General features: G+C 55.6%; 23 protein-coding genes. 14 read left to right on the plus strand and 9 right to left on the minus strand.

The features are described 5' to 3' along the window. The first annotated feature begins 19 nt into the window (after positions 1-19). From atpG to ABFX35_RS19135, 13 genes are all read left to right on the plus strand, one after another. Positions 20-883: a F0F1 ATP synthase subunit gamma gene (gene atpG, locus ABFX35_RS19075; RefSeq protein WP_095846510.1), complete on the plus strand. Its 864-nt coding sequence runs from the start codon at positions 20-22 to the stop codon at positions 881-883. A gap of 33 nt (positions 884-916) precedes the next feature. Continuing rightward, positions 917-2,299 carry a F0F1 ATP synthase subunit beta gene (gene atpD, locus ABFX35_RS19080; RefSeq protein ID WP_279025875.1) on the plus strand — a complete coding sequence of 461 codons (1,383 nt, stop codon included), beginning with the start codon at positions 917-919 and terminating at the stop codon, positions 2,297-2,299. Between the two features lie 20 nt (positions 2,300-2,319). Continuing rightward, positions 2,320-2,739 carry a F0F1 ATP synthase subunit epsilon gene (locus ABFX35_RS19085; RefSeq protein WP_095846508.1) on the plus strand — a complete coding sequence of 140 codons (420 nt, stop codon included), beginning with the start codon at positions 2,320-2,322 and terminating at the stop codon, positions 2,737-2,739. Positions 2,740-3,032: 293 nt separating this feature from the next. Further along, entirely contained in the window at positions 3,033-4,403 is a 1,371-nt protein-coding gene (glmU, locus tag ABFX35_RS19090; protein ID WP_121525393.1) for a bifunctional UDP-N-acetylglucosamine diphosphorylase/glucosamine-1-phosphate N-acetyltransferase GlmU, read from the plus strand. A 320-nt stretch (positions 4,404-4,723) separates the two neighbouring features. Further along, the gene (gene glmS / locus ABFX35_RS19095) at positions 4,724-6,553 is read left to right on the plus strand and encodes a glutamine--fructose-6-phosphate transaminase (isomerizing) (protein ID WP_346082493.1); all 1,830 of its coding nucleotides are present in this window, start codon (positions 4,724-4,726) and stop codon (positions 6,551-6,553) included. 355 nt (positions 6,554-6,908) lie between these two features. Beyond that, a complete protein-coding gene (gene pstS / locus ABFX35_RS19100) occupies positions 6,909-7,949 on the plus strand; it encodes a phosphate ABC transporter substrate-binding protein PstS (protein ID WP_279025870.1) in 1,041 nt (346 codons plus the stop codon). A 79-nt stretch (positions 7,950-8,028) separates the two neighbouring features. Further along, positions 8,029-8,985 carry a phosphate ABC transporter permease PstC gene (gene pstC, locus ABFX35_RS19105; protein WP_279025868.1) on the plus strand — a complete coding sequence of 319 codons (957 nt, stop codon included), beginning with the start codon at positions 8,029-8,031 and terminating at the stop codon, positions 8,983-8,985. A gap of 1 nt (position 8,986) precedes the next feature. After that, entirely contained in the window at positions 8,987-9,877 is an 891-nt protein-coding gene (pstA, locus tag ABFX35_RS19110; RefSeq protein ID WP_095846503.1) for a phosphate ABC transporter permease PstA, read from the plus strand. A 54-nt stretch (positions 9,878-9,931) separates the two neighbouring features. Next, positions 9,932-10,702 carry a phosphate ABC transporter ATP-binding protein PstB gene (gene pstB / locus ABFX35_RS19115; protein ID WP_413541291.1) on the plus strand — a complete coding sequence of 257 codons (771 nt, stop codon included), beginning with the start codon at positions 9,932-9,934 and terminating at the stop codon, positions 10,700-10,702. 14 nt (positions 10,703-10,716) lie between these two features. Beyond that, the gene (gene phoU, locus ABFX35_RS19120; protein ID WP_095846501.1) at positions 10,717-11,454 is read left to right on the plus strand and encodes a phosphate signaling complex protein PhoU; all 738 of its coding nucleotides are present in this window, start codon (positions 10,717-10,719) and stop codon (positions 11,452-11,454) included. A gap of 265 nt (positions 11,455-11,719) precedes the next feature. Further along, on the plus strand, positions 11,720-12,559 hold the full coding sequence (locus ABFX35_RS19125; protein ID WP_279025865.1) for an ABC transporter substrate-binding protein: 840 nt from the start codon (positions 11,720-11,722) through the stop codon (positions 12,557-12,559). A gap of 77 nt (positions 12,560-12,636) precedes the next feature. Then, on the plus strand, positions 12,637-13,362 hold the full coding sequence (locus ABFX35_RS19130; protein ID WP_346082494.1) for an amino acid ABC transporter permease: 726 nt from the start codon (positions 12,637-12,639) through the stop codon (positions 13,360-13,362). Position 13,363: 1 nt separating this feature from the next. Beyond that, positions 13,364-14,104: an amino acid ABC transporter permease gene (locus ABFX35_RS19135; RefSeq protein ID WP_428832219.1), complete on the plus strand. Its 741-nt coding sequence runs from the start codon at positions 13,364-13,366 to the stop codon at positions 14,102-14,104. On the opposite strand, the gene yieH is transcribed toward ABFX35_RS19135, so the two are convergent. Then, complete coding sequence (gene yieH / locus ABFX35_RS19140) at positions 14,101-14,769, minus strand: 6-phosphogluconate phosphatase (RefSeq protein ID WP_346082495.1); 669 nt, start codon at positions 14,767-14,769, stop codon at positions 14,101-14,103. The two genes, ABFX35_RS19135 and yieH, sit on opposite strands and share 4 nt — an antisense overlap. Before the next feature lie 245 nt (positions 14,770-15,014). On the opposite strand from yieH, the gene ABFX35_RS19145 reads away from it, so the two are divergent. Continuing rightward, entirely contained in the window at positions 15,015-16,352 is a 1,338-nt protein-coding gene (locus ABFX35_RS19145; RefSeq protein WP_279028779.1) for an NCS2 family permease, read from the plus strand. A gap of 39 nt (positions 16,353-16,391) precedes the next feature. Here the strand turns inward: ABFX35_RS19145 and ABFX35_RS19150 are convergent, their stop codons facing one another. The 8 genes from ABFX35_RS19150 to rpmH all read right to left on the minus strand — a co-directional run bounded on the left by ABFX35_RS19150 (position 16,392) and on the right by rpmH (position 23,034). After that, positions 16,392-17,441 (minus strand): alpha/beta hydrolase, encoded by a 1,050-nt coding sequence (locus ABFX35_RS19150; RefSeq protein WP_279028776.1) that lies wholly within the window; start codon positions 17,439-17,441, stop codon positions 16,392-16,394. A gap of 97 nt (positions 17,442-17,538) precedes the next feature. Beyond that, positions 17,539-18,105, minus strand: coding sequence for an NADPH-dependent FMN reductase (locus ABFX35_RS19155; protein WP_279028775.1), 567 nt, complete (start codon positions 18,103-18,105; stop codon positions 17,539-17,541). A gap of 236 nt (positions 18,106-18,341) precedes the next feature. Then, positions 18,342-18,974 carry a class I SAM-dependent methyltransferase gene (locus ABFX35_RS19160; protein ID WP_346082496.1) on the minus strand — a complete coding sequence of 211 codons (633 nt, stop codon included), beginning with the start codon at positions 18,972-18,974 and terminating at the stop codon, positions 18,342-18,344. Between the two features lie 226 nt (positions 18,975-19,200). After that, complete coding sequence (mnmE, locus tag ABFX35_RS19165; protein WP_346082497.1) at positions 19,201-20,565, minus strand: tRNA uridine-5-carboxymethylaminomethyl(34) synthesis GTPase MnmE; 1,365 nt, start codon at positions 20,563-20,565, stop codon at positions 19,201-19,203. Between the two features lie 92 nt (positions 20,566-20,657). Next, on the minus strand, positions 20,658-22,292 hold the full coding sequence (gene yidC / locus ABFX35_RS19170) for a membrane protein insertase YidC (protein WP_279028767.1): 1,635 nt from the start codon (positions 22,290-22,292) through the stop codon (positions 20,658-20,660). Positions 22,293-22,294: 2 nt separating this feature from the next. After that, entirely contained in the window at positions 22,295-22,552 is a 258-nt protein-coding gene (gene yidD / locus ABFX35_RS19175) for a membrane protein insertion efficiency factor YidD (RefSeq protein WP_095846489.1), read from the minus strand. Continuing rightward, positions 22,516-22,875 carry a ribonuclease P protein component gene (gene rnpA, locus ABFX35_RS19180; protein WP_095846488.1) on the minus strand — a complete coding sequence of 120 codons (360 nt, stop codon included), beginning with the start codon at positions 22,873-22,875 and terminating at the stop codon, positions 22,516-22,518. Before rnpA ends, yidD begins: the two co-directional genes overlap by 37 nt. Before the next feature lie 18 nt (positions 22,876-22,893). Next, positions 22,894-23,034, minus strand: a complete 141-nt coding sequence (rpmH, locus tag ABFX35_RS19185; protein ID WP_000831330.1) for a 50S ribosomal protein L34 — start codon at positions 23,032-23,034, stop codon at positions 22,894-22,896. Between the last annotated feature and the right edge of the window lie 737 nt (positions 23,035-23,771).

The following is a 23,771-nucleotide window of genomic DNA, read 5'->3' on the forward strand; positions in this document are numbered from 1 at the left end:
GCAATGAGGAGAAGCAGAGATGGCCGGCGCAAAAGAGATACGTAGTAAGATCGCAAGCGTGCAAAACACGCAGAAGATCACTAAAGCGATGGAAATGGTCGCCGCCTCCAAAATGCGTAAGTCTCAGGAACGCATGGCGGCCAGCCGTCCTTATGCAGAGACCATGCGCAATGTGATAGGTCACCTTGCGTTAGGGAATCTGGAATATAAGCACCCGTACCTGGAAGAGCGTGACGTTAAGCGCGTTGGGTATCTGGTGGTGTCTACTGACCGTGGTCTCTGCGGCGGCTTGAACATCAACCTGTTCAAGAAGTTGCTGGCAGAGATGAAAGGCTGGTCCGAAAAAGGCATCGAAGTTGATTTGGCGTTGATTGGCTCTAAAGCGGCTTCTTTCTTTGGCTCTGTAGGCGGCAACGTGGTTGCCCAGGTCACTGGCATGGGGGACAACCCTTCCCTGTCTGATCTGATCGGGCCGGTAAAAGTGATGCTGCAGGCCTATGATGAAGGCCGTTTGGACAAGCTGTACATCGTCAGTAATAAATTCATTAATACGATGTCCCAGGTGCCGCAGGTGCTTCAGCTGCTGCCGTTGCCGCCAGCCGATGACGCTGAGCTGAAGAAAAAATCCTGGGATTACCTGTATGAACCCGATCCCAAGGTGCTGCTTGATACTTTGCTGCGCCGTTATGTGGAATCGCAAGTTTATCAGGGCGTCGTGGAAAACCTGGCCAGCGAGCAGGCCGCACGAATGGTCGCGATGAAAGCCGCAACCGATAACGGCGGTAGCCTGATCAAAGAGCTGCAGTTGGTTTACAACAAGGCGCGTCAGGCCAGCATCACTCAGGAACTCACCGAGATCGTCTCGGGAGCCTCCGCGGTTTAAGGCTCGGTTTACGAATTACGTAGAGGATTCAAGATGGCTACTGGAAAGATTATCCAGGTAATCGGCGCCGTGGTGGACGTCGAGTTCCCTCAGGATGCCGTACCTAACGTGTACGACGCCCTTGAGGTAGAAAACGGTAATGAAAAGCTGGTGCTGGAAGTTCAGCAACAGCTGGGCGGCGGCGTTGTGCGCTGTATCGCCATGGGGACTTCCGACGGCCTGCGCCGCGGTCTGAAAGTGACCGATCTGCAGCACCCGATCGAAGTTCCGGTTGGTAAGGCTACGCTGGGCCGTATCATGAACGTGTTGGGGCAACCCATCGACATGAAGGGCGACATCGGCGAAGAAGAGAGCTGGGCGATTCACCGCGCAGCGCCAACTTACGAAGAGTTGTCCAACTCCCAGGAACTGCTGGAAACCGGTATCAAGGTGATGGACCTGATTTGCCCGTTCGCGAAGGGCGGTAAAGTCGGTCTGTTCGGCGGTGCGGGCGTAGGTAAAACCGTAAACATGATGGAGCTGATCCGTAACATCGCGATCGAACACTCCGGTTACTCTGTGTTTGCGGGCGTGGGCGAACGTACCCGTGAAGGTAACGACTTCTACCACGAAATGACCGAATCCAACGTACTGGACAAGGTTTCCCTGGTGTATGGTCAGATGAACGAGCCACCGGGTAACCGTCTGCGCGTTGCGCTGACCGGCCTGACCATTGCGGAAAAATTCCGTGATGAAGGCCGCGACGTACTGCTGTTTATCGATAACATCTACCGTTATACCCTGGCCGGTACGGAAGTATCCGCACTGCTGGGCCGTATGCCTTCTGCGGTAGGTTATCAGCCAACGCTGGCGGAAGAGATGGGCGTTCTGCAAGAACGTATCACCTCAACCAAAACCGGTTCTATCACCTCCGTACAGGCCGTTTACGTGCCAGCGGATGACTTGACTGACCCGTCGCCAGCCACCACCTTTGCGCACTTGGATGCCACCGTGGTACTGAGCCGTAACATCGCGTCCCTGGGGATCTACCCGGCCGTTGACCCGCTGGATTCCACCAGCCGTCAATTGGATCCGCTGGTGGTTGGCCAGGAGCACTACGACGTTGCGCGTGGCGTGCAGTCTATTCTGCAACGCTATCAGGAACTGAAGGATATTATCGCCATTCTGGGTATGGACGAGCTGTCGGAAGACGACAAGCTGGTGGTATCCCGTGCGCGTAAAATCCAACGCTTCCTGTCGCAGCCGTTCTTCGTGGCAGAAGTCTTCACCGGCTCTCCAGGCAAGTTCGTATCGCTGAAAGACACCATTCGTGGCTTTAAAGGCATTATGGACGGTGACTACGATCACCTGCCGGAGCAGGCGTTCTACATGGTTGGCACCATTGAAGAAGCAGTGGAAAAAGCCAAGAAACTGTAACGCCTTGAGAGGAGGGTGATATGGCTATGACTTACCATCTGGATGTCGTCAGTGCGGAAAAACAGCTGTTTTCCGGCCTGGTGCAAAAGATCCAGGTGACAGGCAGCGAAGGCGAACTGGGTATTTATCCGGGGCATGCGCCGCTGCTGACTGCCATCAAGCCTGGCATGGTGCGTATAGTTAAACAGCATGGTGAAGAAGAGTTCATCTATCTGTCTGGCGGTATCCTTGAGGTACAGCCGAACGCTGTGACCGTGCTGTCCGACACCGCCATCCGTGGGGAGGATCTCGACGAAGCGAGAGCGCTGGAAGCGAAGCGCCGAGCTGAAGAGCACATCCGCACCTCTCATGGCGATGTTGACTATGCTCAGGCATCCGCTGAACTGGCGAAAGCGATCGCAAAACTGCGCGTTATCGAGCTCACCAAAAAAGCGATGTAACAGTCGGGCACTGCGTGCAGTGCCTGAAATTAAGAAAAGCGGCCCCTGTGGTCGCTTTTTTTTTCATTTAAAATAAGTGCGTTGGCGCATGGGGAATTCGCGTTTATCCCCGATAAAACGGGTGGGAAAATTTGCCTGCGTCCGCGGGTTTTTCCGCGTTTTCGCCGAATAGGCCGGCACGCTAGCGCCTAGAGCCATGCGGTTTGCGCCGGCTTCGCGCCGAGAAATATGTAGTATTTTTATCTTTAAACGGTTTTACTTTCGTTTATCAAAATGGAGTTAACAGATTGCTTATGTCGAACAGCGCAATGAGTGTGGTGATCCTTGCCGCGGGCAAGGGTACACGCATGTATTCCGATCTCCCTAAAGTGTTGCACCCACTGGCGGGCAAGCCAATGGTTCAGCATGTCATTGATGCCGCGATGAAACTCGGTGCGAAGAACCTCCATCTGGTTTATGGGCACGGCGGCGATCTGCTGAAAAGCACGCTGCAGGACGGGGCGCTGAACTGGGTTCTACAGGCAGAGCAACTGGGAACGGGCCATGCGATGCAGCAGGCGGCGCCGCATTTTGCCGATGATGAAGACGTGCTGATGCTGTATGGCGACGTGCCGTTGATTTCAGTGGATACGCTTACGCGCCTGCTGGCGGCCAAGCCGCAGGGCGGCATCGGTCTGCTGACGGTAAAACTGGACGATCCAAGCGGCTATGGCCGTATTGTGCGTGAAGGTGGTGAGGTGGTAGGGATCGTTGAGCACAAGGACGCCAGCGATGAGCAGCGCCGCATCAACGAAATCAACACCGGCATTCTGGTGGCCAATGGCCGCGATCTCAAGCGCTGGTTGGGGCAGTTGACCAACGATAACGCCCAGGGCGAATACTACATTACCGATATCATCGCGCTGGCCCATCACGAAGGCCGGAAAATTGAAGCGGTGCACCCTTCACGCCTAAGTGAAGTTGAAGGGGTGAATAATCGCCAACAGTTGGCCCGCCTGGAGCGTGCCTACCAGTCGGAACAGTCTGAAAAGTTGCTGCTGGCGGGGGTGACGCTGCTTGATCCTGCGCGTTTTGATTTGCGCGGTGAGCTGGATCATGGCCGTGACGTGTCTATTGATGCCAATGTGATTATTGAAGGCCAGGTTCAACTGGGCAACCGGGTGAAAATTGGCGCCGGCTGCGTGTTGAAAAACTGCGTGATCGGCGACGATTGTGAAATCAGCCCATACAGCGTGCTGGAAGACGCGGTGCTGGCAGCGGAGTGCACCGTCGGGCCGTTTGCTCGCCTGCGCCCGGGCGCAGAGCTGGGCCAGGGCGCCCACGTCGGCAACTTCGTGGAAATGAAAAAGGCCCGCCTGGGCAAGGGCTCCAAAGCCGGCCATCTGACCTATCTGGGCGATGCGGAGATTGGCGCGGATGTCAACATTGGCGCCGGGACCATCACCTGTAACTACGATGGCGCCAACAAGCACAAAACTATTATTGGCGATAATGTGTTTGTTGGGTCTGATACGCAGCTGGTGGCGCCTGTCGCCGTTGCGGACGGCGCCACCATCGGCGCCGGCACCACGGTCACTCGCAATATCGGCGCGGGTGAGCTGGTGATCAGCCGGGTCAAGCAGCTGCATATCCCCGGCTGGCAACGCCCGGTGAAGAAAAAGTAGTTTCCCTCACCCTAACCCTCTCCCAGCGGGAGAGGGGACGTTCAGGGGAACCTGTAGCAAAAGCTTCTGTTTTTGCATAGCTTTCTCTCTACGAGGCAGCATGCTGATGTTTAGCACGTGCGGCTCCCTCGCCCTATGGGAGAGGGCTGGGGTGAGGGCCGGCCCCATCACTGTTTTGCCCTGCGTTTTGGCGCAGAGCGCAGGGCAAAACATAATAACCCCACCCTCTACAAGGCTCGGGGATGCACGGTAAAAACCGGCAAAAATCAGGTCAGGACATCGAAAGCGCCCTGAAAGGCGTTTAATTAGGAATACAGCTGATGTGTGGAATTGTAGGCGCAGTAGCGCAACGTGATATAGCAGAAATCCTGTTGGAAGGTTTACGCCGCCTGGAATATCGTGGCTACGACTCTGCCGGCTTGGCAGTGGTTGATAACGAAGGCCACCTTAACCGCTTACGCCGGGTTGGCAAGGTGCATAAGCTGGCTGAAGCCGCGGAGCAACACCCGCTGCACGGCGGCACCGGCATTGCCCATACGCGTTGGGCAACGCACGGCGAACCGACAGAAGCCAACGCTCACCCTCATATCTCCGATCATATTGTGGTGGTGCATAACGGCATCATCGAAAATTACGAGCCGCTGCGTGAAAAGCTGATCGGGCGCGGGTACCGTTTTGCGTCTGAAACCGACACCGAGGTTATCGCCCATTTGGTGCACTGGGAGCAACAGCACGGCGGTACATTGCTGGAAGTGGTGCAGCGTACGATCGCTCAACTGCGCGGCGCCTATGGCACCGTGGTGATGGATAGCCGCGATCCCAATGTGCTGGTGGCCGCGCGCTCCGGCAGCCCGCTGGTGATTGGCCGCGGCGTGGGGGAAAACTTCATTGCTTCCGACCAGTTGGCGTTGCTGCCGGTTACTCGCCGCTTTATCTTCCTGGAAGAGGGCGATCTGGCCGAAGTGACCCGCCGCACGGTTAAGATCCTGGATAAACAGGGTAACCTGGTCGAACGCCCGGAAATTGAATCCAAAGTGCAGTACGACGCCGGTGATAAAGGCGCCTATCGCCATTATATGCAGAAAGAAATTTTCGAGCAGCCGATGGCGCTGAAAAACACCCTGGAAGGCCGTTTTAGCCATGGGCAGATTGATCTGAGCGAATTGGGCCCGCATGCCGATACCTTGTTGGCGAAGGTTCAGCATGTGCAGATCGTCGCCTGCGGCACGTCTTACCATTCGGCGATGGTGGCGCGTTACTGGTTCGAATCGCTGGCGGGCATTCCTTGTGATGTCGAAATCGCTTCCGAATTCCGCTACCGCAAATCTGCCGTGCGCCCTGGCAGCCTGATTATCACGCTGTCGCAGTCCGGTGAAACCGCCGATACATTGGCGGCGCTGCGTCTGGCTAAAGAGCTGGGTTATCTTGGGTCTTTGGCGATTTGCAACGTAGCCAGCTCTTCGCTGGTGCGTGAGTCCGATCTGGCGCTGATGACCAAGGCGGGCACGGAAATCGGCGTGGCCTCCACCAAAGCCTTTACCACCCAATTGACGGTGCTATTGATGCTGGTGGCGCGCCTGGGCCGGCTGAACGGCATGGAAGAACGCGTTGAGCATGAGATTGTGCACGGCCTGCAGGCGTTGCCGGCGCGCATTGAGCAAATGCTGTCGCTGGAAAAACGCATTGAAGCGCTGGCGGAAGGTTTTTCCGACAAGCACCATGCGCTGTTCCTTGGCCGCGGCGATCAGTACCCCATCGCGATGGAAGGGGCGCTGAAGCTGAAAGAGATCTCCTATATCCACGCGGAAGCTTACGCAGCCGGTGAGCTTAAGCACGGCCCGCTGGCGCTGATTGACGCCGATATGCCGGTGATCGTGGTGGCGCCAAACAACGAACTGCTGGAAAAATTGAAATCCAACATCGAAGAAGTGCGTGCGCGTGGCGGCCAGCTTTATGTCTTTGCCGATCAGGACGCCGGCTTCGTCAGCAGCGAGGGGATGACCATCATTCCATTGCCGCACGTCGAGGATATCGTCGCGCCGATCTTCTATACCGTACCGTTGCAACTGTTGTCATATTATGTGGCGTTGATCAAAGGCACGGATGTCGACCAGCCGCGTAACCTGGCCAAGTCGGTTACCGTGGAATAACCGCGGCAGGTAAAATCGCTGCTATTGCTCTTATGCCCGCGCTCATGCGGGCATTTTTGCCGCCCTGCCAGCCCGCTTTTTGGGCGGTTGTAATATGACAATACGATGACGCGCCAGGGGTAAAATGGGGTTATTTTTTGGCGATAAAGCGATTAAATTCCCGCCTCGTTGGCAGCCAGATTTATTTAATTTATTGATATTTAACCATTTGTTTGTTTTTTGATGCCACTGTCACATAACTGTCATATTTCCTACATTTTACTGTCACTAAATTGTCCTATTTTCCCTCCTGCAGCAATACTTACTCTGATTAAAACGATCTCAGATCGATTTAAATATCCCATTAGGAGGGATTATGAAACTGATGCGTACCACCGTCGCCAGTATTGTGGCAGCGACTTTTTCTCTGGCCTCTGTTTCCGCGTTCGCTGCCGCCAGCCTGACCGGTGCAGGTGCGACATTCCCCGCGCCGGTGTATGCCAAGTGGGCAGATTCTTATCAGAAAGAAACCGGCAACAAAGTCAACTATCAGGGGATTGGTTCCTCTGGCGGCGTAAAGCAGATTATTGCCAACACCGTTGATTTTGGTGCCTCTGATGCGCCGCTGACTGATGATAAGCTGGCGGCCGATGGCCTGTTCCAGTTCCCGACCGTGATTGGTGGCGTCGTGCTGGCGGTGAATATCCCGGGCATCAAATCTGGCGAACTGACGCTGGATGGCAAAACGCTGGGCGATATCTACCTGGGCAACATTAAAAAGTGGAACGATCCGGCGCTGGTTAAGCTGAACCCGGGCGTGAAATTGCCGGATCAGAACATTGCCGTCGTTCGCCGCGCTGACGGTTCCGGCACCTCCTTCGTGTTCACCAGCTATCTGGCTAAAGTGAACGCGCAATGGAAAGAAAAAATCGGCGCAGGCTCCACCGTTAACTGGCCAACCGGCCTGGGCGGTAAAGGCAATGACGGCATCGCCGCCTTCGTTCAGCGCCTGCCGGGTTCTATCGGCTACGTTGAATACGCCTATGCAAAACAGAACAACCTGGCTTATACCAAGCTGATTTCTGCCGACGGTAAAGCGGTTAGCCCAACGGAAAACTCCTTCAGCGCTGCGGCGAAAGGCGTGGACTGGAGCAAATCTTTTGCGCAGGACCTGACCAACCAACCTGGCGACGACGCCTGGCCAATCACCTCCACCACCTTCATCCTGATCCACAAGGAACAGAAGAAACCTGAACAGGGCGCTGAAGTGCTGAAGTTCTTCGACTGGGCCTACAAGTCCGGCGGCGAACAGGCGAATGCGCTGGATTACGCTACACTGCCGAATGAAGTTGTTGAGCAGGTTCGTGCCGCATGGAAGACCAATATTAAAGACAGTTCAGGTAAAGCACTGTACTAAGTGAAGGGCGACGCACCCTCCGCGATAAAAAGGCCCCGGCGTTAGCCGGGCCTGTCTGGTAATAAACTGAGAGTAATTTATGGCTGGGTATAAGCCGACCATCAAACCACCAGGTAAAAATGGTGATGTTATTTTCAGCGTGCTGGTACGGCTGGCAGCGCTGATAACCCTATTGCTGCTGGGCGGCATTATCGTCTCACTGATCTTTGCCTCCTGGCCGAGCATTCAAAAATTCGGCTTCGCCTTTTTGTGGACCAAAGAGTGGGATGCACCTGCCGAACAGTTCGGTGCGCTGGTGCCGATCTACGGCACGTTGGTGACCTCGTTGATCGCCCTGATCATTGCGGTGCCGGTGAGCTTTGGTATCGCGCTGTTTCTGACCGAGCTGGCGCCAAACTGGCTGCGGCGCCCGCTTGGCGTTGCCATTGAACTGCTGGCCGCGATACCGAGCATCGTCTACGGTATGTGGGGCCTGTTCGTGTTTGCGCCGCTGTTTGCTCAATACTTCCAAACGCCGGTGGGCGACGTGCTCTCCGGCATTCCGTTCGTCGGCGCGCTGTTTGCCGGCCCGGCTTTCGGCATCGGTATCCTGGCCGCCGGGGTGATCCTGGCCATCATGATCATCCCGTACATTGCGGCGGTAATGCGCGACGTGTTTGAACAAACGCCGGTGATGATGAAGGAATCGGCTTACGGCATCGGCTGCACCACCTGGGAGGTGATGTGGCGCATCGTGCTGCCGTTCACCAAAAACGGCGTGATCGGCGGCATTATGCTGGGCCTGGGCCGCGCGTTGGGGGAAACCATGGCGGTGACCTTCATTATCGGCAACACTTACCAGCTCGACAGCATTTCGCTGTACATGCCGGGTAACAGCATCACTTCGGCGCTGGCCAACGAATTCGCCGAAGCGGAATCCGGGCTGCACACCGCAGCGTTGATGGAACTGGGGCTGATTCTGTTTGTTATCACCTTTATCGTGCTCGCGCTGTCTAAGCTGATGATTATGCGCCTGGCTAAGAATGAGGGCCGCTAAGATGGCGACAATGGATATGCAAAACGAAGTCGTGCTGGCGGAAACGCGCCGCAAGATGCAGGTCTGGCGCCGCCAGAAAAACCGTATTGCGCTGACGCTGTCTATGGCGACGATGGCCTTCGGCCTGTTCTGGCTGGTGTGGATCCTGATTTCTACCGTCACCAAAGGGATTGACGGTATGTCGCTGGCGCTGTTCACCGAAATGACCCCACCGCCGAACACCGCCGGCGGCGGCCTGGCTAACGCCATCGCCGGTAGCGGCCTGCTGATCCTGTGGGCCACCATTTTTGGTACGCCGCTGGGCATTATGGCCGGTATCTATCTGGCGGAGTACGGGCGCAAGTCATGGCTGGCGGAGCTTATCCGCTTTATCAACGACATTCTGCTGTCGGCGCCATCGATCGTCGTCGGCCTGTTCGTCTACACCATCGTTGTCGCTAAGATGGAGCACTTCTCCGGCTGGGCGGGGATCATTGCATTGGCGCTGTTGCAGGTGCCGATCGTGATCCGCACCACGGAAAACATGCTCAAATTGGTGCCGGACACGCTGCGTGAAGCCGCCTATGCATTGGGTACGCCGAAATGGCGCATGATTTCCGCCATCACGCTGAAGGCATCGGTTTCCGGCATTATTACCGGGGTGCTGCTGGCCATTGCGCGTATTGCCGGCGAAACAGCCCCGCTGCTGTTCACCTCGCTGTCGAACCAGTTCTGGAGCACCGACCTTATGCAGCCGATCGCCAACCTGCCGGTGACCATCTTCAAATTCGCCATGAGCCCGTTCGCCGAATGGCAACAGTTGGCCTGGGCCGGCGTGCTGCTGATAACCCTGTGCGTGCTGTTACTGAACATTCTGGCGCGTGTGATTTTTGCCAAGAAAAAGCAATCATAAATAATTTAGCGCTGCTCGCTGCGGCGCTGTGCATAGAGAGAAGTCTTGATGAGTATGGTGACTGACGCTTCCAGCAGCAAAATTCAGGTACGCGATCTGAACTTTTACTATGGTAAATTCCACGCGTTGAAAAACATCACGCTGGATATCGCCAAGAACAAGGTAACCGCTTTTATCGGCCCTTCCGGCTGCGGAAAATCCACCTTGCTGCGCACCTTTAACAAAATGTACCAGCTGTATCCGGAACAGCGTGCTGAAGGCGGCATTCTGCTTGATGGCCAGAACATCCTGACGGATAACCAGGACATCGCGCTGTTGCGCGCCAAAGTAGGCATGGTGTTCCAAAAGCCCACGCCGTTCCCGATGTCGATTTATGACAACATCGCCTTTGGCGTGCGGTTGTTTGAAAAGCTGTCGCGCGCCGATATGGATGAGCGTGTGCAGTGGGCGCTGTCCAAGGCCGCATTGTGGAATGAAACCAAGGACAAGCTGCACCAAAGCGGCTATAGCCTGTCTGGCGGCCAGCAGCAGCGTCTGTGTATTGCCCGTGGCATCGCCATCCGCCCGGAAGTGTTGCTGCTGGATGAGCCGTGCTCGGCGCTGGATCCGATTTCCACCGGCAAAATTGAAGAGCTGATCAGCGAGCTGAAGTCTGATTACACTGTGGTGATCGTAACCCACAATATGCAACAGGCCGCACGCTGTTCTGACTCAACGGCATTCATGTATTTGGGCGAACTGATCGAGTTCAGTGACACCGACACCCTGTTTACTGCACCGCAGAAAAAACAAACTGAAGACTACATCACCGGCCGTTACGGTTGATTACGGGAACGCACATGGAAAACCTGAATTTAAACAAACACATCTCCGGCCAGTTCAACGCAGAGCTTGAGCACATCCGTACCCAGGTGCTGACCATGGGCGGTCTTGTGGAGCAACAGTTGACGGACGCCATTACCGCGATGCACAACCAGGATGGTGAATTGGCAAAGCGCGTGATCGATGGGGATGCCAAGATCAACATGATGGAAGTGGCGATCGATGAGGCCTGTGTGCGCATTATCGCCAAACGCCAGCCAACCGCCAGCGATTTGCGCCTGGTGATGGCGATCATCAAGACCATTTCCGAGCTGGAGCGCATCGGCGACGTAGCGGACAAGATTTGCCGCACCGCGCTGGAGAAATTCTCCCATCAGCACCAGCCGCTGCTGGTGAGCCTGGAGTCCCTGGGCCGCCACACCGTGCAAATGCTGCACGGTGTGCTTGATGCCTTTGCGCGTATGGATCTCGATGAGGCGATTCGTATCTACCGCGAAGACAGAAAGGTCGATCAGGAGTATGAAGGCATTGTACGCCAACTGATGACTTACATGATGGAAGACCCTCGCACTATTCCGAGCGTGCTGACGGCGCTGTTCTGCGCCCGCTCTATCGAGCGTATCGGCGACCGCTGCCAGAATATCTGCGAGTTTATTTTCTATTTTGTGAAGGGGCAGGATTTCCGCCATATGGGCGGCGACGCGCTGGATCAACTGCTGGCTGCCGATGGCAAAACCCCGAAAGACGAAGAGTAATTCCCTTCCCCCAGGGGCCAGTTACGGCCCCTGAATAAACACCGAACGCGGCGCTTATTTCTGCTGCTTGCATTCAGCCTTGTGTTTGCCACTGTATGTTTTACCGGTTAGTTAGGTTGAAAAAGGTACTGATATTCCCCCGTGCCACTTAGCCATATAAAATAAATGGTTATAATATAGTGTTTTATTTTATTTCATTTCCTGATCAAATAAGTGCTTGATAGTGTTAGGTCTAATCGGGACATCAATTTATCAGGAGCTTTACATGAAACAGCGCGTTTTAGCCTTAACTCTGCTTGCCGGTTTGGCTGGCTTTGCCGCCAGTGCCGCCCACGCGGATAAACTCGATGATATCAAGCAGGCTGGCGTGGTGCGTATTGCGGTATTCGACAGTAACCCGCCGTTCGGTTACATCGATCCGCAGAGCAAAAAGCTGGTGGGTTATGATGTTGATATCGCCGAAGCTATCGGTAAAGCGCTGGGCGTGAAAGTGGAGCTGCGGGCCACTAACCCGGCTAACCGTATTCCGCTGTTGGTGTCCAAAAAGGTGGACTTGATCGCCGCCAACTTCACGATTACCGATGAGCGCGCCAAAGAAGTTAACTTCAGCATCCCTTATTTTGCCACCGGCCAAAAGTTTATTGCCCGCAAAGGCGTGTTGAAAACGCCTGATGATATCAAGAACCTGCGCATCGGCGCGGATAAAGGCACGGTGCAGGAAATCACGCTGCGTGAGCATTATCCAACGGCCAAAGTGATCTCCTATGATGATACCCCGCTGGCATTTGTGGCGCTGCGCAACGGCAACGTGCAGGCGATCACCCAGGACGATGCCAAGCTGGTTGGCCTGCTGGGCAATTTGACGGCGGCCCAGAAAGCCGATTTTGAAATCTCGCCGTTCAGCATCACCAAAGAATACCAGGGCGTCGGCATCCCGAAAGGCGAAGAACGCCTGACCGCAACGATTAACGACACGCTGATCGCGCTGGAAAAAGACGGCGAAGCGGTGAAAATTTACGATCGCTGGTTTGGCCCGGAAACCAAATCCGCACAGCCACGCGGCGACTTCAAGTTTGCCCCGCTGGATCAACAGCCCAAAGCCTGATTAATGGCGTTACCGATGCCAGACAACAGGGCGCAGCTTGCTGCGCCCTTGGCGCATTCTGCAATCTAAGGATTATTATGAATTGGCAACAACTCTCAGACTGGCTGCTGGCGCCGCAGTATCTGAGCTGGCTGTGGCAGGGCTTTTTGTTAACGCTGTGGCTTTCGGCATGGGCCGGGCTGGCGGCGACGTTGTTGGGCTTTGTCCTGGCGGCGATGCGAGACAGCACCTTGGCGCCGCTGCGTGCTTTTGCGGTCGGCTACAGCTCGCTGTTTCGCAATACACCGCTGCTGGTGCAGCTGTTTTTCTGGTATTTCGCCGCCGGGCAAATTCTGCCTGCCGGCGCGATGCAATGGCTGAATGAGCCGCACCATCTGGGCTGGTTTAGCTGGCCATCGTTTGAGTTTCTGGCGGGGTTCTTTGGCCTGACGCTCTATTCCACTGCGTTTATTGCCGAAGAAATTCGCTCCGGCATTCGCGGCGTGGCGCGCGGCCAAAGGCAGGCGGCTAATGCGCTGGGCCTGACGGCCTGGCAGACCATGCGCTTTGTCATTTTGCCGCAGGCGCTGCACATTGCCTTCCCGCCGCTGCTTGGCCAGTACATGAACGTGATCAAAAACTCCTCGTTGACCATGGCGATTGGCGTGGCTGAACTGTCTTACGCTTCGCGGCAGGTAGAGACGGAAACCCTGCGAACCTTCCAGGCCTTTGGCGTAGCCACGGTGCTGTATATCGCGATTATCGCCGTACTGGAGGGCTGGGGCATGTGGCGCCAGCAGCGCAAACCATTGAAGGGGCACTAAGATGGATTTTACCGTTATCCAGGAAAACTGGACCTATCTGCTATGGGGCACCTGGCCGGACGGGCCGCTGGGCGGCGCGGCGCTGACGTTGGCGATCAGCCTGATGGCCGGCGTGGCTTCGGCGCTGCTTGGTACGTTACTTGGCGTGGCGCTGGCGATGTCGCGCGGCATTTGGGCCGGGCTGTTGGCCGCGCTGCTGGGTTTTTTCCGCGCGATCCCGGTGATCATGCTGATTTTCTGGACCTACTTCCTGTTGCCGATGGTCTTCGGTTTCGATATTCCGGAGATCACCACCGTGGTGTGCGCCCTGGCGCTGATCGCCTCCGCCTATCTGGCGCATGCGGTTAAGGCCGGCATCGCCGCCATTGGCCGAGGGCAATGGCAGGCGGGGATGTCGCTTGGCCTGACCCAGTGGCAGACATTGCGTATGATTGTGCTGCCGCAGGCGCTGCGCATGATGGCACCTTCCTTCATCAACCAGTGGATATCCTTGATAAAGGACACCTCGCTGGCCTATATCGTCGGCGTGGGTGAACTGACTTTCCTGGCCACCCAGGTGAACAACCGCAGCATGGTCTACCCGATGGAAGTGTTCCTGTTTGTGGCGCTGGTGTATTTCGTGTTCTGCCAGGTGTTGGAACTGCTGGCCAACGCGCTGAACCAACGTTTTAGCCCACAGGGTAAATTACCGCGCCGCGGGCGGCGCTGGTGGCGCAACAAACTGCCCGTGCCGGCGAGTTAGCCATTCGTCAGCCGCCAGCCGCGCTGTTTCCACAACGCAGGCAACTGATCCAGGCGATGAAAGGTGGTGACTAACGGGTGTGCGATCGGTTTATTGTGCGGATCGGCGCAGAAATAAAACACCGGAATGCCGGCAGCGATGCCGGCCTGGGCTCCAGTCATTGAATCATCGATTAAAATACAGCGTTCCAGCGGCACCTGCATTTTCTCTGCCGCGTGGCGCACAATGGCCGGATCTGGCTTCCAGCGCTGGATATCGTAGCCGCTGAACAGCCGGTCATCGAAATAGGGCAGCAAGCCGGTCAGGCCCAGCGAATGCTGCATTTTGCTCACCGGGCCGTTGGAGACGGTGCAAACCGGCACGGCGATCTGTGCCAGCAGTTCGGCAGCGCCAGGGATGGGTTGCAATTGGCTATCGAACAGGCGCGCCAGCTCCTGGCGATAAACCGGCTCCATCTGTGCGGTTGGCAATGAGATGCCCTGTTCGGCGCCCACCCGTTCGATAATCTCGTACAATTTCACCCCTTTGTACTTTTTGAACACCTCGTCCAGCGAAAGCGTAATGCCCTGTTGGGCAAACATATGTACATAGGCCATACTGCACAGCACTTCGCTGTCGACCAACGTGCCGTCGCAATCAAACAGAATACATTCAACCGGGTTCATCTGGGGGTAGGTCCTCATTTAGCGGTGATAGCGGTTACTTTACCGGCAGATGCTGGGAATGTGATGCTTTATTTGAATAATTAGCGCCGATCGCTAATTGCCGCCAGGATGGCGCCCGCCGTAGATTTACTACGCGTCAACCTGACCGGTGAGGATGAAAAAAAAGCGTGATGGCGGTCAAATCCTCAATTTTTTGTTATAGGATAGCCAACGGACAGTCCATCCCCTTCTGCGGAATTCTGATAATGAATAAATCTGTATCTGGCCTTGATGCCGAGCAAGGCTTACTTGGGCGTGTGTTTAAACTCAAGCAGCATGGAACTACGGTACGTACGGAAACGATTGCGGGTATCACCACCTTTTTAACCATGGTGTATATCGTCTTCGTTAACCCGCAAATTCTTGGTGCGGCGGGGATGGATACGCAGGCCGTATTCGTCACCACCTGCCTGATTGCGGCGTTTGGCAGCATCTTTATGGGGCTGTTGGCCAACTTGCCGGTGGCGCTGGCGCCGGCGATGGGGCTGAACGCCTTTTTCGCCTTTGTGGTTGCCGGGGCGATGGGTATTTCCTGGCAGATTGGCATGGGGGCCATTTTCTGGGGCGCCGTCGGTTTTCTGCTGTTGACCCTGTTCCGTATTCGTTACTGGATGATCGCCAATATCCCCGTTAGCCTTCGTGTAGGGATCACCAGCGGTATTGGCCTGTTTATCGGCATGATGGGGTTGAAAAACGCCGGCATCGTGGTGGCCAACCCGGAAACGCTGGTCACTATCGGTAACCTGTCTTCCCACAGCGTATTGCTGGGGGCGTTGGGCTTCTTCATTATTGCTGTTTTGGCATCACGCAATATCCACGCAGCGGTGTTGGTTTCCATTATTATTACCACGCTGATCGGTTGGGCGCTGGGCGATGTGAAATACGGCGGCGTGTTCTCAATGCCGCCAAGCGTCACCTCGGTGGTTGGCCAGGTGGATATCGCCGGCGCGTTGAACGTTGGGCTGGCGGGGGTGATTTTCTCCTTTATGCTGGTTAACCTGTTTGATTCTTCCGGTACTCTGATTGGCGTGACCGACAAAGCCGGCCTGGCGGATGAAAAAGGCAAATTCCCGCGCATGAAGCAGGCGCTGTACGTTGATAGCATCAGCTCGGTTGCCGGGGCATTTATCGGCACCTCTTCGGTTACCGCGTACATTGAAAGTTCTTCCGGCGTTTCCGTTGGCGGCCGTACCGGCCTGACGGCGGTAGTGACCGGTATCCTGTTCCTGCTGGTGATCTTCCTGTCGCCGCTGGCCGGTATGGTGCCGGCGTATGCCGCCGCTGGCGCATTGATTTACGTTGGCGTGCTGATGACCTCTAGCCTGGCCCGCGTGAAGTGGGACGATCTGACCGAAGCCGTACCGGCGTTTGTCACTGCGGTGATGATGCCATTTAGCTTCTCGATCACCGAAGGCATTGCGCTGGGCTTTATCTCTTACTGCGTGATGAAGCTGGGCACCGGCCGCTGGCGTGAAATCAGCCCCTGCGTCATCGTGGTGGCGCTGTTGTTTGTGCTGAAAATCGTGTTTATCGACGGCCACTAGGCCAGTGCAAAAGGCCGGTTTCCCGGCCTTTTATCGTTCTTAAGTGCCGGGGGTTGCCTCCGGCGCTTTGCCCAAGACCCACTTCAACGGGTGTGAAAAGCGCGCTTGCCAGCCGCCGATATCCCTTTCACTTTTGCTAAACTGTTGCACGCTCACCTGGTTGCCGCTGTTGAACAGATTGGCAAAATGCAACGCCAGCGCTTGTTCGCTAAAGTTCTGCCATGCGTAATACGCCAACACAATACGTTTGTTTTGCGCCAGCGATTGCAGTGCTGGCTGCACCAACCCGTTTGGGGCAATCAGCATGGCGCCGGCATAAAACTGCGGATATTTAGCCAGCAAGTTGGCGGCGTGTAGCGCCCCCTGGCCGCGGGCGGTCAGATAAATTTGCTGCGGGTTCAGGTGCAACTGCGGCACCAGATTCGCCAGCGCTTGCTGGATCGCGCTTTGCGTACTTTCATCGCTATAGGTTGACCAACGGAAGCTGTTTTCCGACAGCATTTGCGTGCCGTTCAACTCTATATAAGCAACCCCCAGTTCCGCAAAAAACAGGCGTTCTTTCAGCGTGATATTGGCTGCTTTTCCATACGGGTGCAGATAGACGATGGTTGGCCACCCGCCCTCCGGCGGTGGCCCATTGGGAACGCTATAAATCGGTTTGCCTTCAAATTGATGGGCGTGTTGCTGATAGCGTGCTTTGGTTTCGGCGAGAATGGATTGATAGGTACGTGTGTGCTGAATGCTGATAAACGCATTATCTTCCAACAGGTTGTAGTAATACCATAGCCCGCGTTTCGCGCTGAGCTGCAGATAACGCTCGGCCAGCTCGGTTTGGCCCTTTTCTGCCGAAGACACCGCGAGTTGATAGGGCGCCCATATGTTGTGCTGATCCTCGCGTATCAACGTCAGGTACAGCGACATTGCCTCTATTTCTTTCTTTTCCAGGGTCTGCGCCGGGCGCGGCTGGGTATTAAGCGTATTATGCTTAGGCAACGCCACGGGATCTTCCCCGGCAGGATAGCGCATTTCTGCGGAAAAGAGCGGTCTGGTGATAAAAGCCAACAAAATGGCCAAAATAAAACAAGGCATGAGTTAATAACTTTATTTATTAATGCCGTAGCGGCATTTCACATTCCTCTGTGATGGCACTTTCAGCCGTTTGGCGGTGAAAGTGCCAAAGCAGCCCTTATCGTACGCGCAGGATATAATCGCGGAATGCCGCTAACTGGCCGCTCAGGAAGTCGAGCGAGCGTTGTTCCGTCAATTCACCTTTCGCTTCATCCACTTTGTTTTGGATGACGCCGCCCATGAATTCAGGTTTGTTCATCACCATGGCGTCCAGGAACACCAGGATCTGGCGCAGGTGATACTGGCAGCGCGCCCCGCCGATCGGGCCCATTGAGCAGGTTTGGATCGCAACCGGTTTGCCGGCCAGCGGCTGATTAGGCAGGCGGGAAATCCAGTCGATAGCATTTTTCAAACCGCCTGGCACCGAGTAGTTATACTCAGGCGTAATGATAATCACGCCGTCTGCCTGGCGGATTTGTTCTGCAATGGCCTCTACCGCGGCAGGGAAACCTTCATCTTGCTGCAGATCGGCATCGTAGAGCGGGATATCGCGGATTGAAGGCAGGGCTTCGATAGTAACGCCTTGAGGGGCGAGGTTCGGCAATGTACGTGCCACCATGGCATTGTAAGAACCTTTGCGCAAACTGCCGAGCAGGGTAACGATTTTTAACGCTGGATCTGACATGTTAACTCTTCCTTATCGAATGAACAGATTTAGGCTAAAACTCCCACAACAGATAGTATGGCAAATATGATAATGATAATAGGCCAAGCATGAATCTTTATTCGTTTTTATAATTGGTAGTAAGAATTAATAGCATTAAAAAGAAAAAGACATTTAACTTATATAAATCAATGAATTAATTTTATCATGCGTGAGTTTTATACTGCAGCAGTGCAGCACAGCGTGGCGTGATCCCACTACGGGTTGTGGTTCACCTGGGTATTGAAAACCGCAAACTGATGCGAGGCGATTTCCTGCAATAGTAAGGGTAACGGCATCAAGGTTCGCCACGGGCGGCCATCCTGCCAGAGCTGATAATGTGCCCGATCATAGTTTTGCTGTTTTGCCGCCAGCTTCGGTTCGCCGCACATGCTACTGACGATGAATATGCCACCGGGTTTGAGGATCCGCCGAACCTGATTGAGGCAGCGCTGCCGCTGTTCACCGAGCAGGCAATGCAGGCAACTGCCGTCAAAGACCAGATCGAACATCTGGTTGCCGAACATGCTCAGCGTGCAGACATCGCCATGCTGGAAGGTGCCCGCCAAACTTTGCGCAGCAAATGCCTCCTGCGCCCAGCAAATGGCGGTGGGGGAAATATCCCCCCCGTAAACCCGGTAGCCTTTGTGTGCCAGCCACTGCGATGCCATGGCGCCGTTGCCACATCCCAGTTCAAGGCAGGCGGCGCCTGGCGTGGGCAAAATCCCGTTATCTTGCAAGGATTGCAGTGTTACTGCCAGTTGCCGTGAAGCGCGTGGGTACCCTTCACCGGCCCAGGCCTGATAGCCCTGTTTTTTTAACGCCCGGTAGCGCTGTTCGTAAATCGTCATAGTCTGTGCCGTTCGGATGATAAGCCATAACGTGGTAAGACAATATGCTAACGCCGATGAGTATTAGCTGAAATGCCTATGTTATGCCGGCTTTTTTACATTCAGACGGCGGGTGAGATGTTATTGAGGGTTATATGCGGTAGAAACGGGAATTCAGGTTCCGATCTCGCATAACAAGCCGCTATGCGGGATCGGTGGAGGTGAGTGGACGCTTACATACTGAGCGTTACTTGCCGATGCAGAAGCTGGAGAAAATGCGCCCCAGCAGATCGTCGGAGGTGAATGCGCCGGTGATCTCGCTTAGCGCTTGCTGCGCCAGGCGCAGTTCTTCCGCCAGCAGTTCGCCGGCGTAGGCGCCGACCAATTGCTCTTTCCCTTGTTCCAGGTGCTGCGCAGCCTGTTCTAGCGCTTGCAGGTGGCGGCGGCGGGCCAGGAAGCCGCCTTCCATGTTGCTGGTAAAGCCCATGCTCTGCTTCAGGTGGTCGCGCAGTTCATCAATACCTTCACCCGTGCGGGCAGAAAGACGAATGAGTGAGTGACCGTTCACTTCGTTGATGCCCAGCGTTTCGCCTGTGATGTCGGCTTTATTTCGCACTACGGTAATCGGCAGGGTACCCGGCAGGCGCGCCATAAACTCCGGCCAGATCTCGCTTGGGTCGGTGGCCGCCGTGGTGGTGCCGTCGACCATAAACAGCACGCGGTCTGCCTGTTCGATCTCATTCCATGCACGTTCGATGCCGATACGCTCTACTTCGTCGCTGGCTTCGCGCAGCCCGGCGGTGTCGATGATGTGCAGCGGCATGCCGTCAATGTGAATATGCTCGCGCAGTACGTCGCGCGTGGTGCCGGCGATATCAGTGACGATCGCCGCTTCGCGGCCGGCCAGGGCGTTGAGCAGGCTGGATTTACCGGCGTTCGGCCGGCCGGCGATCACCACCCGCATGCCTTCACGCAGCAGGCTGCCCTGGCGGGCCTCACTGCGCACGCTGTCCAGGTCGGCCATCACGCCGTTGAGTTGGGCCTCTATTTTACCGTCCGAGAGGAAGTCGATCTCCTCATCAGGAAAGTCGATGGCCGCCTCCACGTAGATTCGCAGGTGAGTGAGTGCTTCCACAAGCTGGTGGATACGCGCCGAAAATACCCCTTGCAGCGAGTTCACGGCCGAACGTGCGGCCTGCTCGGAACTGGCGTCAATCAAATCGGCAATGGCTTCGGCCTGGGCCAGATCGAGCTTGTCATTGAGGAACGCCCGTTCGGAAAACTCGCCCGGCCGCGCAATGCGTACGCCAGGCAGCGCCAGAATGCGTTTAAGCAACAGATCGAGTATCACCGGCCCACCGTGGCCCTGCAGTTCCAGCACGTCTTCCCCGGTAAAGGAGTTGGGGCCGGGGAACCACAGCGCAATGCCCTGATCGAGCGGCGTGCCGTTTGCGTCGCGGAACGGCAGATAATCAGCGTAGCGGGGTTTGGGCAGCTTGCCGAGCACGGCCTGGGCCACGTCTTTAGCGTTGCCGCCGGAAATGCGCAGAATGCCGACGCCGCCGCGCCCCGGCGGGGTGGCAAGGGCTGCGATAGTATCGGATGTGCTCATAGCGGGTTCTCTCTCAATATGCAAAAAGGCGGTCTTATGACCGCCTCTTGGTTACGTAGCAGGGGGGCGAAATGCCTAACCCCTCAATACGCTTACGACTTTTTCTTTTCGCGGCTGTGCAGGCCACGTTTTTCCAGCCCGCGGTAAATCAGCTGCTGCTGGATGATGGTGACCAGGTTGCTGACGATATAGTACAACACCAGGCCAGACGGGAACCACAGGAAGAACACGGTGAAGATCACCGGCATGAAGGTCATGATCTTCTGCTGCATCGGGTCCGTCACGGTGGTCGGCGACATCTTCTGGATGAAGAACATCGTAACGCCCATCAGGATTGGCAGGATGTAGTATGGATCCTGCGCGGACAGATCGTGGATCCACAGCGCGAACGGTGCGTGGCGCAGCTCAACCGAGCCCATCAGCATGTAATACAACGCCAGGAAAATAGGCATCTGTATCACCAGCGGCAGGCAGCCGCCCAGCGGGTTCACTTTCTCTGACTTGTACAGCGCCATCATTTCCTGGCTCATGCGCTGTTTATCATCACCGATGCGCTCACGCATTGCCTGCAGTTTTGGCTGCAGCATGCGCATTTTGGCCATCGAGGTGTACTGCGCTTTGGTCAGCGGATACATGATGCCACGCACGATGAAGGTGATGATGATGATCGAGAAGCCCCAGTTGCCGATAAAGCCGTGAATGAACTTCAGCAGTTTGAACAGCGGTTGGGAAATAAACCACAGCCAGCCGTAATCCACGGTCAGATCCAGGTGCGGCGCCAGCTGAGCCATCTGATCCTGCAGTTCTGGGCCAACCCACAGCGTCGCGTTAAGCTGCTGTTGTGCGCCCGGCTGCACGATAACCGGCGCAGATTTAAAGCCGATGGCAGACAGATTGTCGCCCGGTTTGGCGGTGTAGAAGGTGTTGCTGCCCTGCGTCGCCGGCACCCAGGCAGTGGCGAAATATTGCTGCAGCATCGCAACCCAACCGCCCTGCGTGTTGACGTTCAGGTATTCTTCTTTATCGAACGCGTATTTCTCGTATTTGGTGTCGTTGGTCGAGAACGCGGCGCCGCGGAAGGTGTGCAGCGCAAAGTTGTTGCTGCCGGTATCGCGGTGCTTAGGCAGTTCGGCGGTTTGTTTCAACTGGCCGAACAGAGACAGCTCCAACGGGTTGGCGCTTTGGTTGTTGATGCTGTAATCCACACCCACGGCATAGTGGTTGCGTTTGAGCACGAACGTCTTGGTGAATTCCACGCCGTCACGGGTATAGGTCAGTGGGATTCGCAGTTCATCCTGGCCATCCGCCAGCGTAAAGGTGTCTTGCGCCGCCTGGAACAGCGGGCGTTCGCCGTTGGCTGGGTTGTCCGGCCCGTTTTTGCCCGTCAGGCCGCTTTGCGCCTGATAAACAAACGATGGCGTCGTTTCCAGCAGTTGGAACGGCGTTGATGAACCCAGAGTATCCGGGTAAGCCAACAGTTTAGCCTGCTCGATGTCACCACCACGGGTATTGATGGTCAGCGACAGCACGTCTGTATTAACCGTAATCAGCTTACCCTGCCCACTGGCTGGCACGGCCTGGCTGGCTGCATCACCGGTTGCTGCGTTCGTGGTCTGTTGCGTGGTCTGGGCGGCTGGTTGCGGAGCATTATCCGTTTGCCAGGCCTGCCAGATCATGAAAGACACGAACAGCAGAGCGATGAGGAGAAGATTGCGTTGCGAATCCATCGTTAGTGTTCTCTGTTATTGTCAGTTTTCGGCGGCACGGGATCATCACCACCTGGGTTCAAAGGGTGGCATTTTAATACGCGTTTCACTGCCAACCAACTGCCTTTTATCATGCCAAACCTGCGTAATGCCTCAATTGCGTAATGAGAGCATGTTGGCTGGAAGCGACAGCGCGGCCCAAGCAACGGGCTGAGCACGAGCTGATAGGCCCGCACCAGCCCGATCAGGATGCGGGCGCCTGGCGACAGTGACGACGCCATAATTTTTCCAACGCTTCCGTCAGCGCGCGGTTATCAAGATCCGCGACCCCCTTTTTGGCAACCACGACAAAATCCATCGGCGGCAAATTGTGCTGGTGCAAACGGAAGCTTTCGCGGGTAAGGCGTTTGATCCGATTGCGCTCATGCGCGCGCTTGACGTGTTTTTTGGCGACGGTAAGACCGATGCGGGGATGCCCCAGCTGGTTCAGGCGGCCGAGGATGGTGATTTGCGGCGTGCCAGCCCGTTGTGGCTGCTGGAAGACGAAAGTGAAATGAGTGGGAGTTAACAAACGTAACTCCCTGGGAAAAGCGAGCTTAACCACTCGGTGGGTTAGCTTTTATTACTTAGAAACAGTCAGACGAGCACGGCCTTTCGCACGACGGCGGGCCAGAACTTGACGACCATTTTTGGTGGCCATACGAGCACGGAAACCGTGGCTACGGTTGCGCTTCAATACGGACGGTTGGAAAGTGCGTTTCATAGCGATTTCTACCTAAACTTAAAATAATTACTGATCAGTAAACGCGTTTGGCTACTCGGCGTGAAAACGACCGACGCCTCAATCGCAACATATAAAGAGGCGGGATTGTAATAATTGTACAGTCCTGAGTCAATTCACATCGCGCTAGCCTACCTGGTTGCTTGCCAATACGGAGGAAAATCCGGTTTTGGCCCGTGGTCACCGCAGAATCCTGTCTGGCAAATAACACACCATGAAGGAACCAGGTATCACACGTAGGGCGAAGATTATACGGACTCGCGCTTAAAGCGCAAGGATCCCGGCGCGATCCTTGCGCTTTGGCGAAAAGATCCGCCGTGGATAACCGGGTATAACCTGTTGGCGGTGAAAAAACGCCGGCCTGAATTCGGGATCTCTCCTGTATTGAACGGCTTATGATGAAAAGATCGTCGCCGGCCACGGCCTGTGGATAAAATGGATCTAATCTGTGATGAAGGGGAGGATCTCTTGCGCCATTTGCGCTATGATCCGTCATTCCGATCGCGATCCCCATCGTGGGATCGTGATGGGCATTAACCCCGATGGATGTCGAACCTCGGTCTGGTGGCTTGTACATAAAGCCGGCGTTGCTGCGGTTCGCACAAATACAGGGGATAAACCGTGAAAGGCGGTTCGCAGGCCCACAGGCAGTCAGCCGTTGCCGGGCGTGTGTCAAAAATCATGAGTCATATAAAGTAGCCCGATTCTTTTCTTTTATT

The sequence above is a fragment of the Gibbsiella dentisursi genome, assembly GCF_039539505.1.
In the GTDB taxonomy this organism is placed as follows: domain Bacteria; phylum Pseudomonadota; class Gammaproteobacteria; order Enterobacterales; family Enterobacteriaceae; genus Gibbsiella; species Gibbsiella quercinecans.

Bases quoted from the DNA above. Each gene is read 5' to 3' on its own strand.
- mnmE (WP_346082497.1), bottom strand. From the start codon at position 20,565: ATGAGCACATCCGATACTATCGCAGCCCTTGCCACCCCGCCGGGGCGC.
- ABFX35_RS19085 (WP_095846508.1), top strand. From the start codon at position 2,320: ATGGCTATGACTTACCATCTGGATGTCGTCAGTGCGGAAAAACAGCTG.
- yidC (WP_279028767.1), bottom strand. From the start codon at position 22,292: ATGGATTCGCAACGCAATCTTCTCCTCATCGCTCTGCTGTTCGTGTCT.
- ABFX35_RS19130 (WP_346082494.1), top strand. From the start codon at position 12,637: ATGAATTGGCAACAACTCTCAGACTGGCTGCTGGCGCCGCAGTATCTG.
- ABFX35_RS19155 (WP_279028775.1), bottom strand. From the start codon at position 18,105: ATGTCAGATCCAGCGTTAAAAATCGTTACCCTGCTCGGCAGTTTGCGC.
- pstA (WP_095846503.1), top strand. From the start codon at position 8,987: ATGGCGACAATGGATATGCAAAACGAAGTCGTGCTGGCGGAAACGCGC.
- phoU (WP_095846501.1), top strand. From the start codon at position 10,717: ATGGAAAACCTGAATTTAAACAAACACATCTCCGGCCAGTTCAACGCA.
- glmS (WP_346082493.1), top strand. From the start codon at position 4,724: ATGTGTGGAATTGTAGGCGCAGTAGCGCAACGTGATATAGCAGAAATC.
- pstC (WP_279025868.1), top strand. From the start codon at position 8,029: ATGGCTGGGTATAAGCCGACCATCAAACCACCAGGTAAAAATGGTGAT.
- ABFX35_RS19135 (WP_428832219.1), top strand. From the start codon at position 13,364: ATGGATTTTACCGTTATCCAGGAAAACTGGACCTATCTGCTATGGGGC.
- ABFX35_RS19145 (WP_279028779.1), top strand. From the start codon at position 15,015: ATGAATAAATCTGTATCTGGCCTTGATGCCGAGCAAGGCTTACTTGGG.
- ABFX35_RS19160 (WP_346082496.1), bottom strand. From the start codon at position 18,974: ATGACGATTTACGAACAGCGCTACCGGGCGTTAAAAAAACAGGGCTAT.
- yidD (WP_095846489.1), bottom strand. From the start codon at position 22,552: ATGGCGTCGTCACTGTCGCCAGGCGCCCGCATCCTGATCGGGCTGGTG.
- yieH (WP_346082495.1), bottom strand. From the start codon at position 14,769: ATGAACCCGGTTGAATGTATTCTGTTTGATTGCGACGGCACGTTGGTC.
- atpD (WP_279025875.1), top strand. From the start codon at position 917: ATGGCTACTGGAAAGATTATCCAGGTAATCGGCGCCGTGGTGGACGTC.
- glmU (WP_121525393.1), top strand. From the start codon at position 3,033: ATGTCGAACAGCGCAATGAGTGTGGTGATCCTTGCCGCGGGCAAGGGT.
- rpmH (WP_000831330.1), bottom strand. From the start codon at position 23,034: ATGAAACGCACTTTCCAACCGTCCGTATTGAAGCGCAACCGTAGCCAC.
- ABFX35_RS19125 (WP_279025865.1), top strand. From the start codon at position 11,720: ATGAAACAGCGCGTTTTAGCCTTAACTCTGCTTGCCGGTTTGGCTGGC.
- pstB (WP_413541291.1), top strand. From the start codon at position 9,932: ATGGTGACTGACGCTTCCAGCAGCAAAATTCAGGTACGCGATCTGAAC.
- pstS (WP_279025870.1), top strand. From the start codon at position 6,909: ATGAAACTGATGCGTACCACCGTCGCCAGTATTGTGGCAGCGACTTTT.
- ABFX35_RS19150 (WP_279028776.1), bottom strand. From the start codon at position 17,441: ATGCCTTGTTTTATTTTGGCCATTTTGTTGGCTTTTATCACCAGACCG.
- atpG (WP_095846510.1), top strand. From the start codon at position 20: ATGGCCGGCGCAAAAGAGATACGTAGTAAGATCGCAAGCGTGCAAAAC.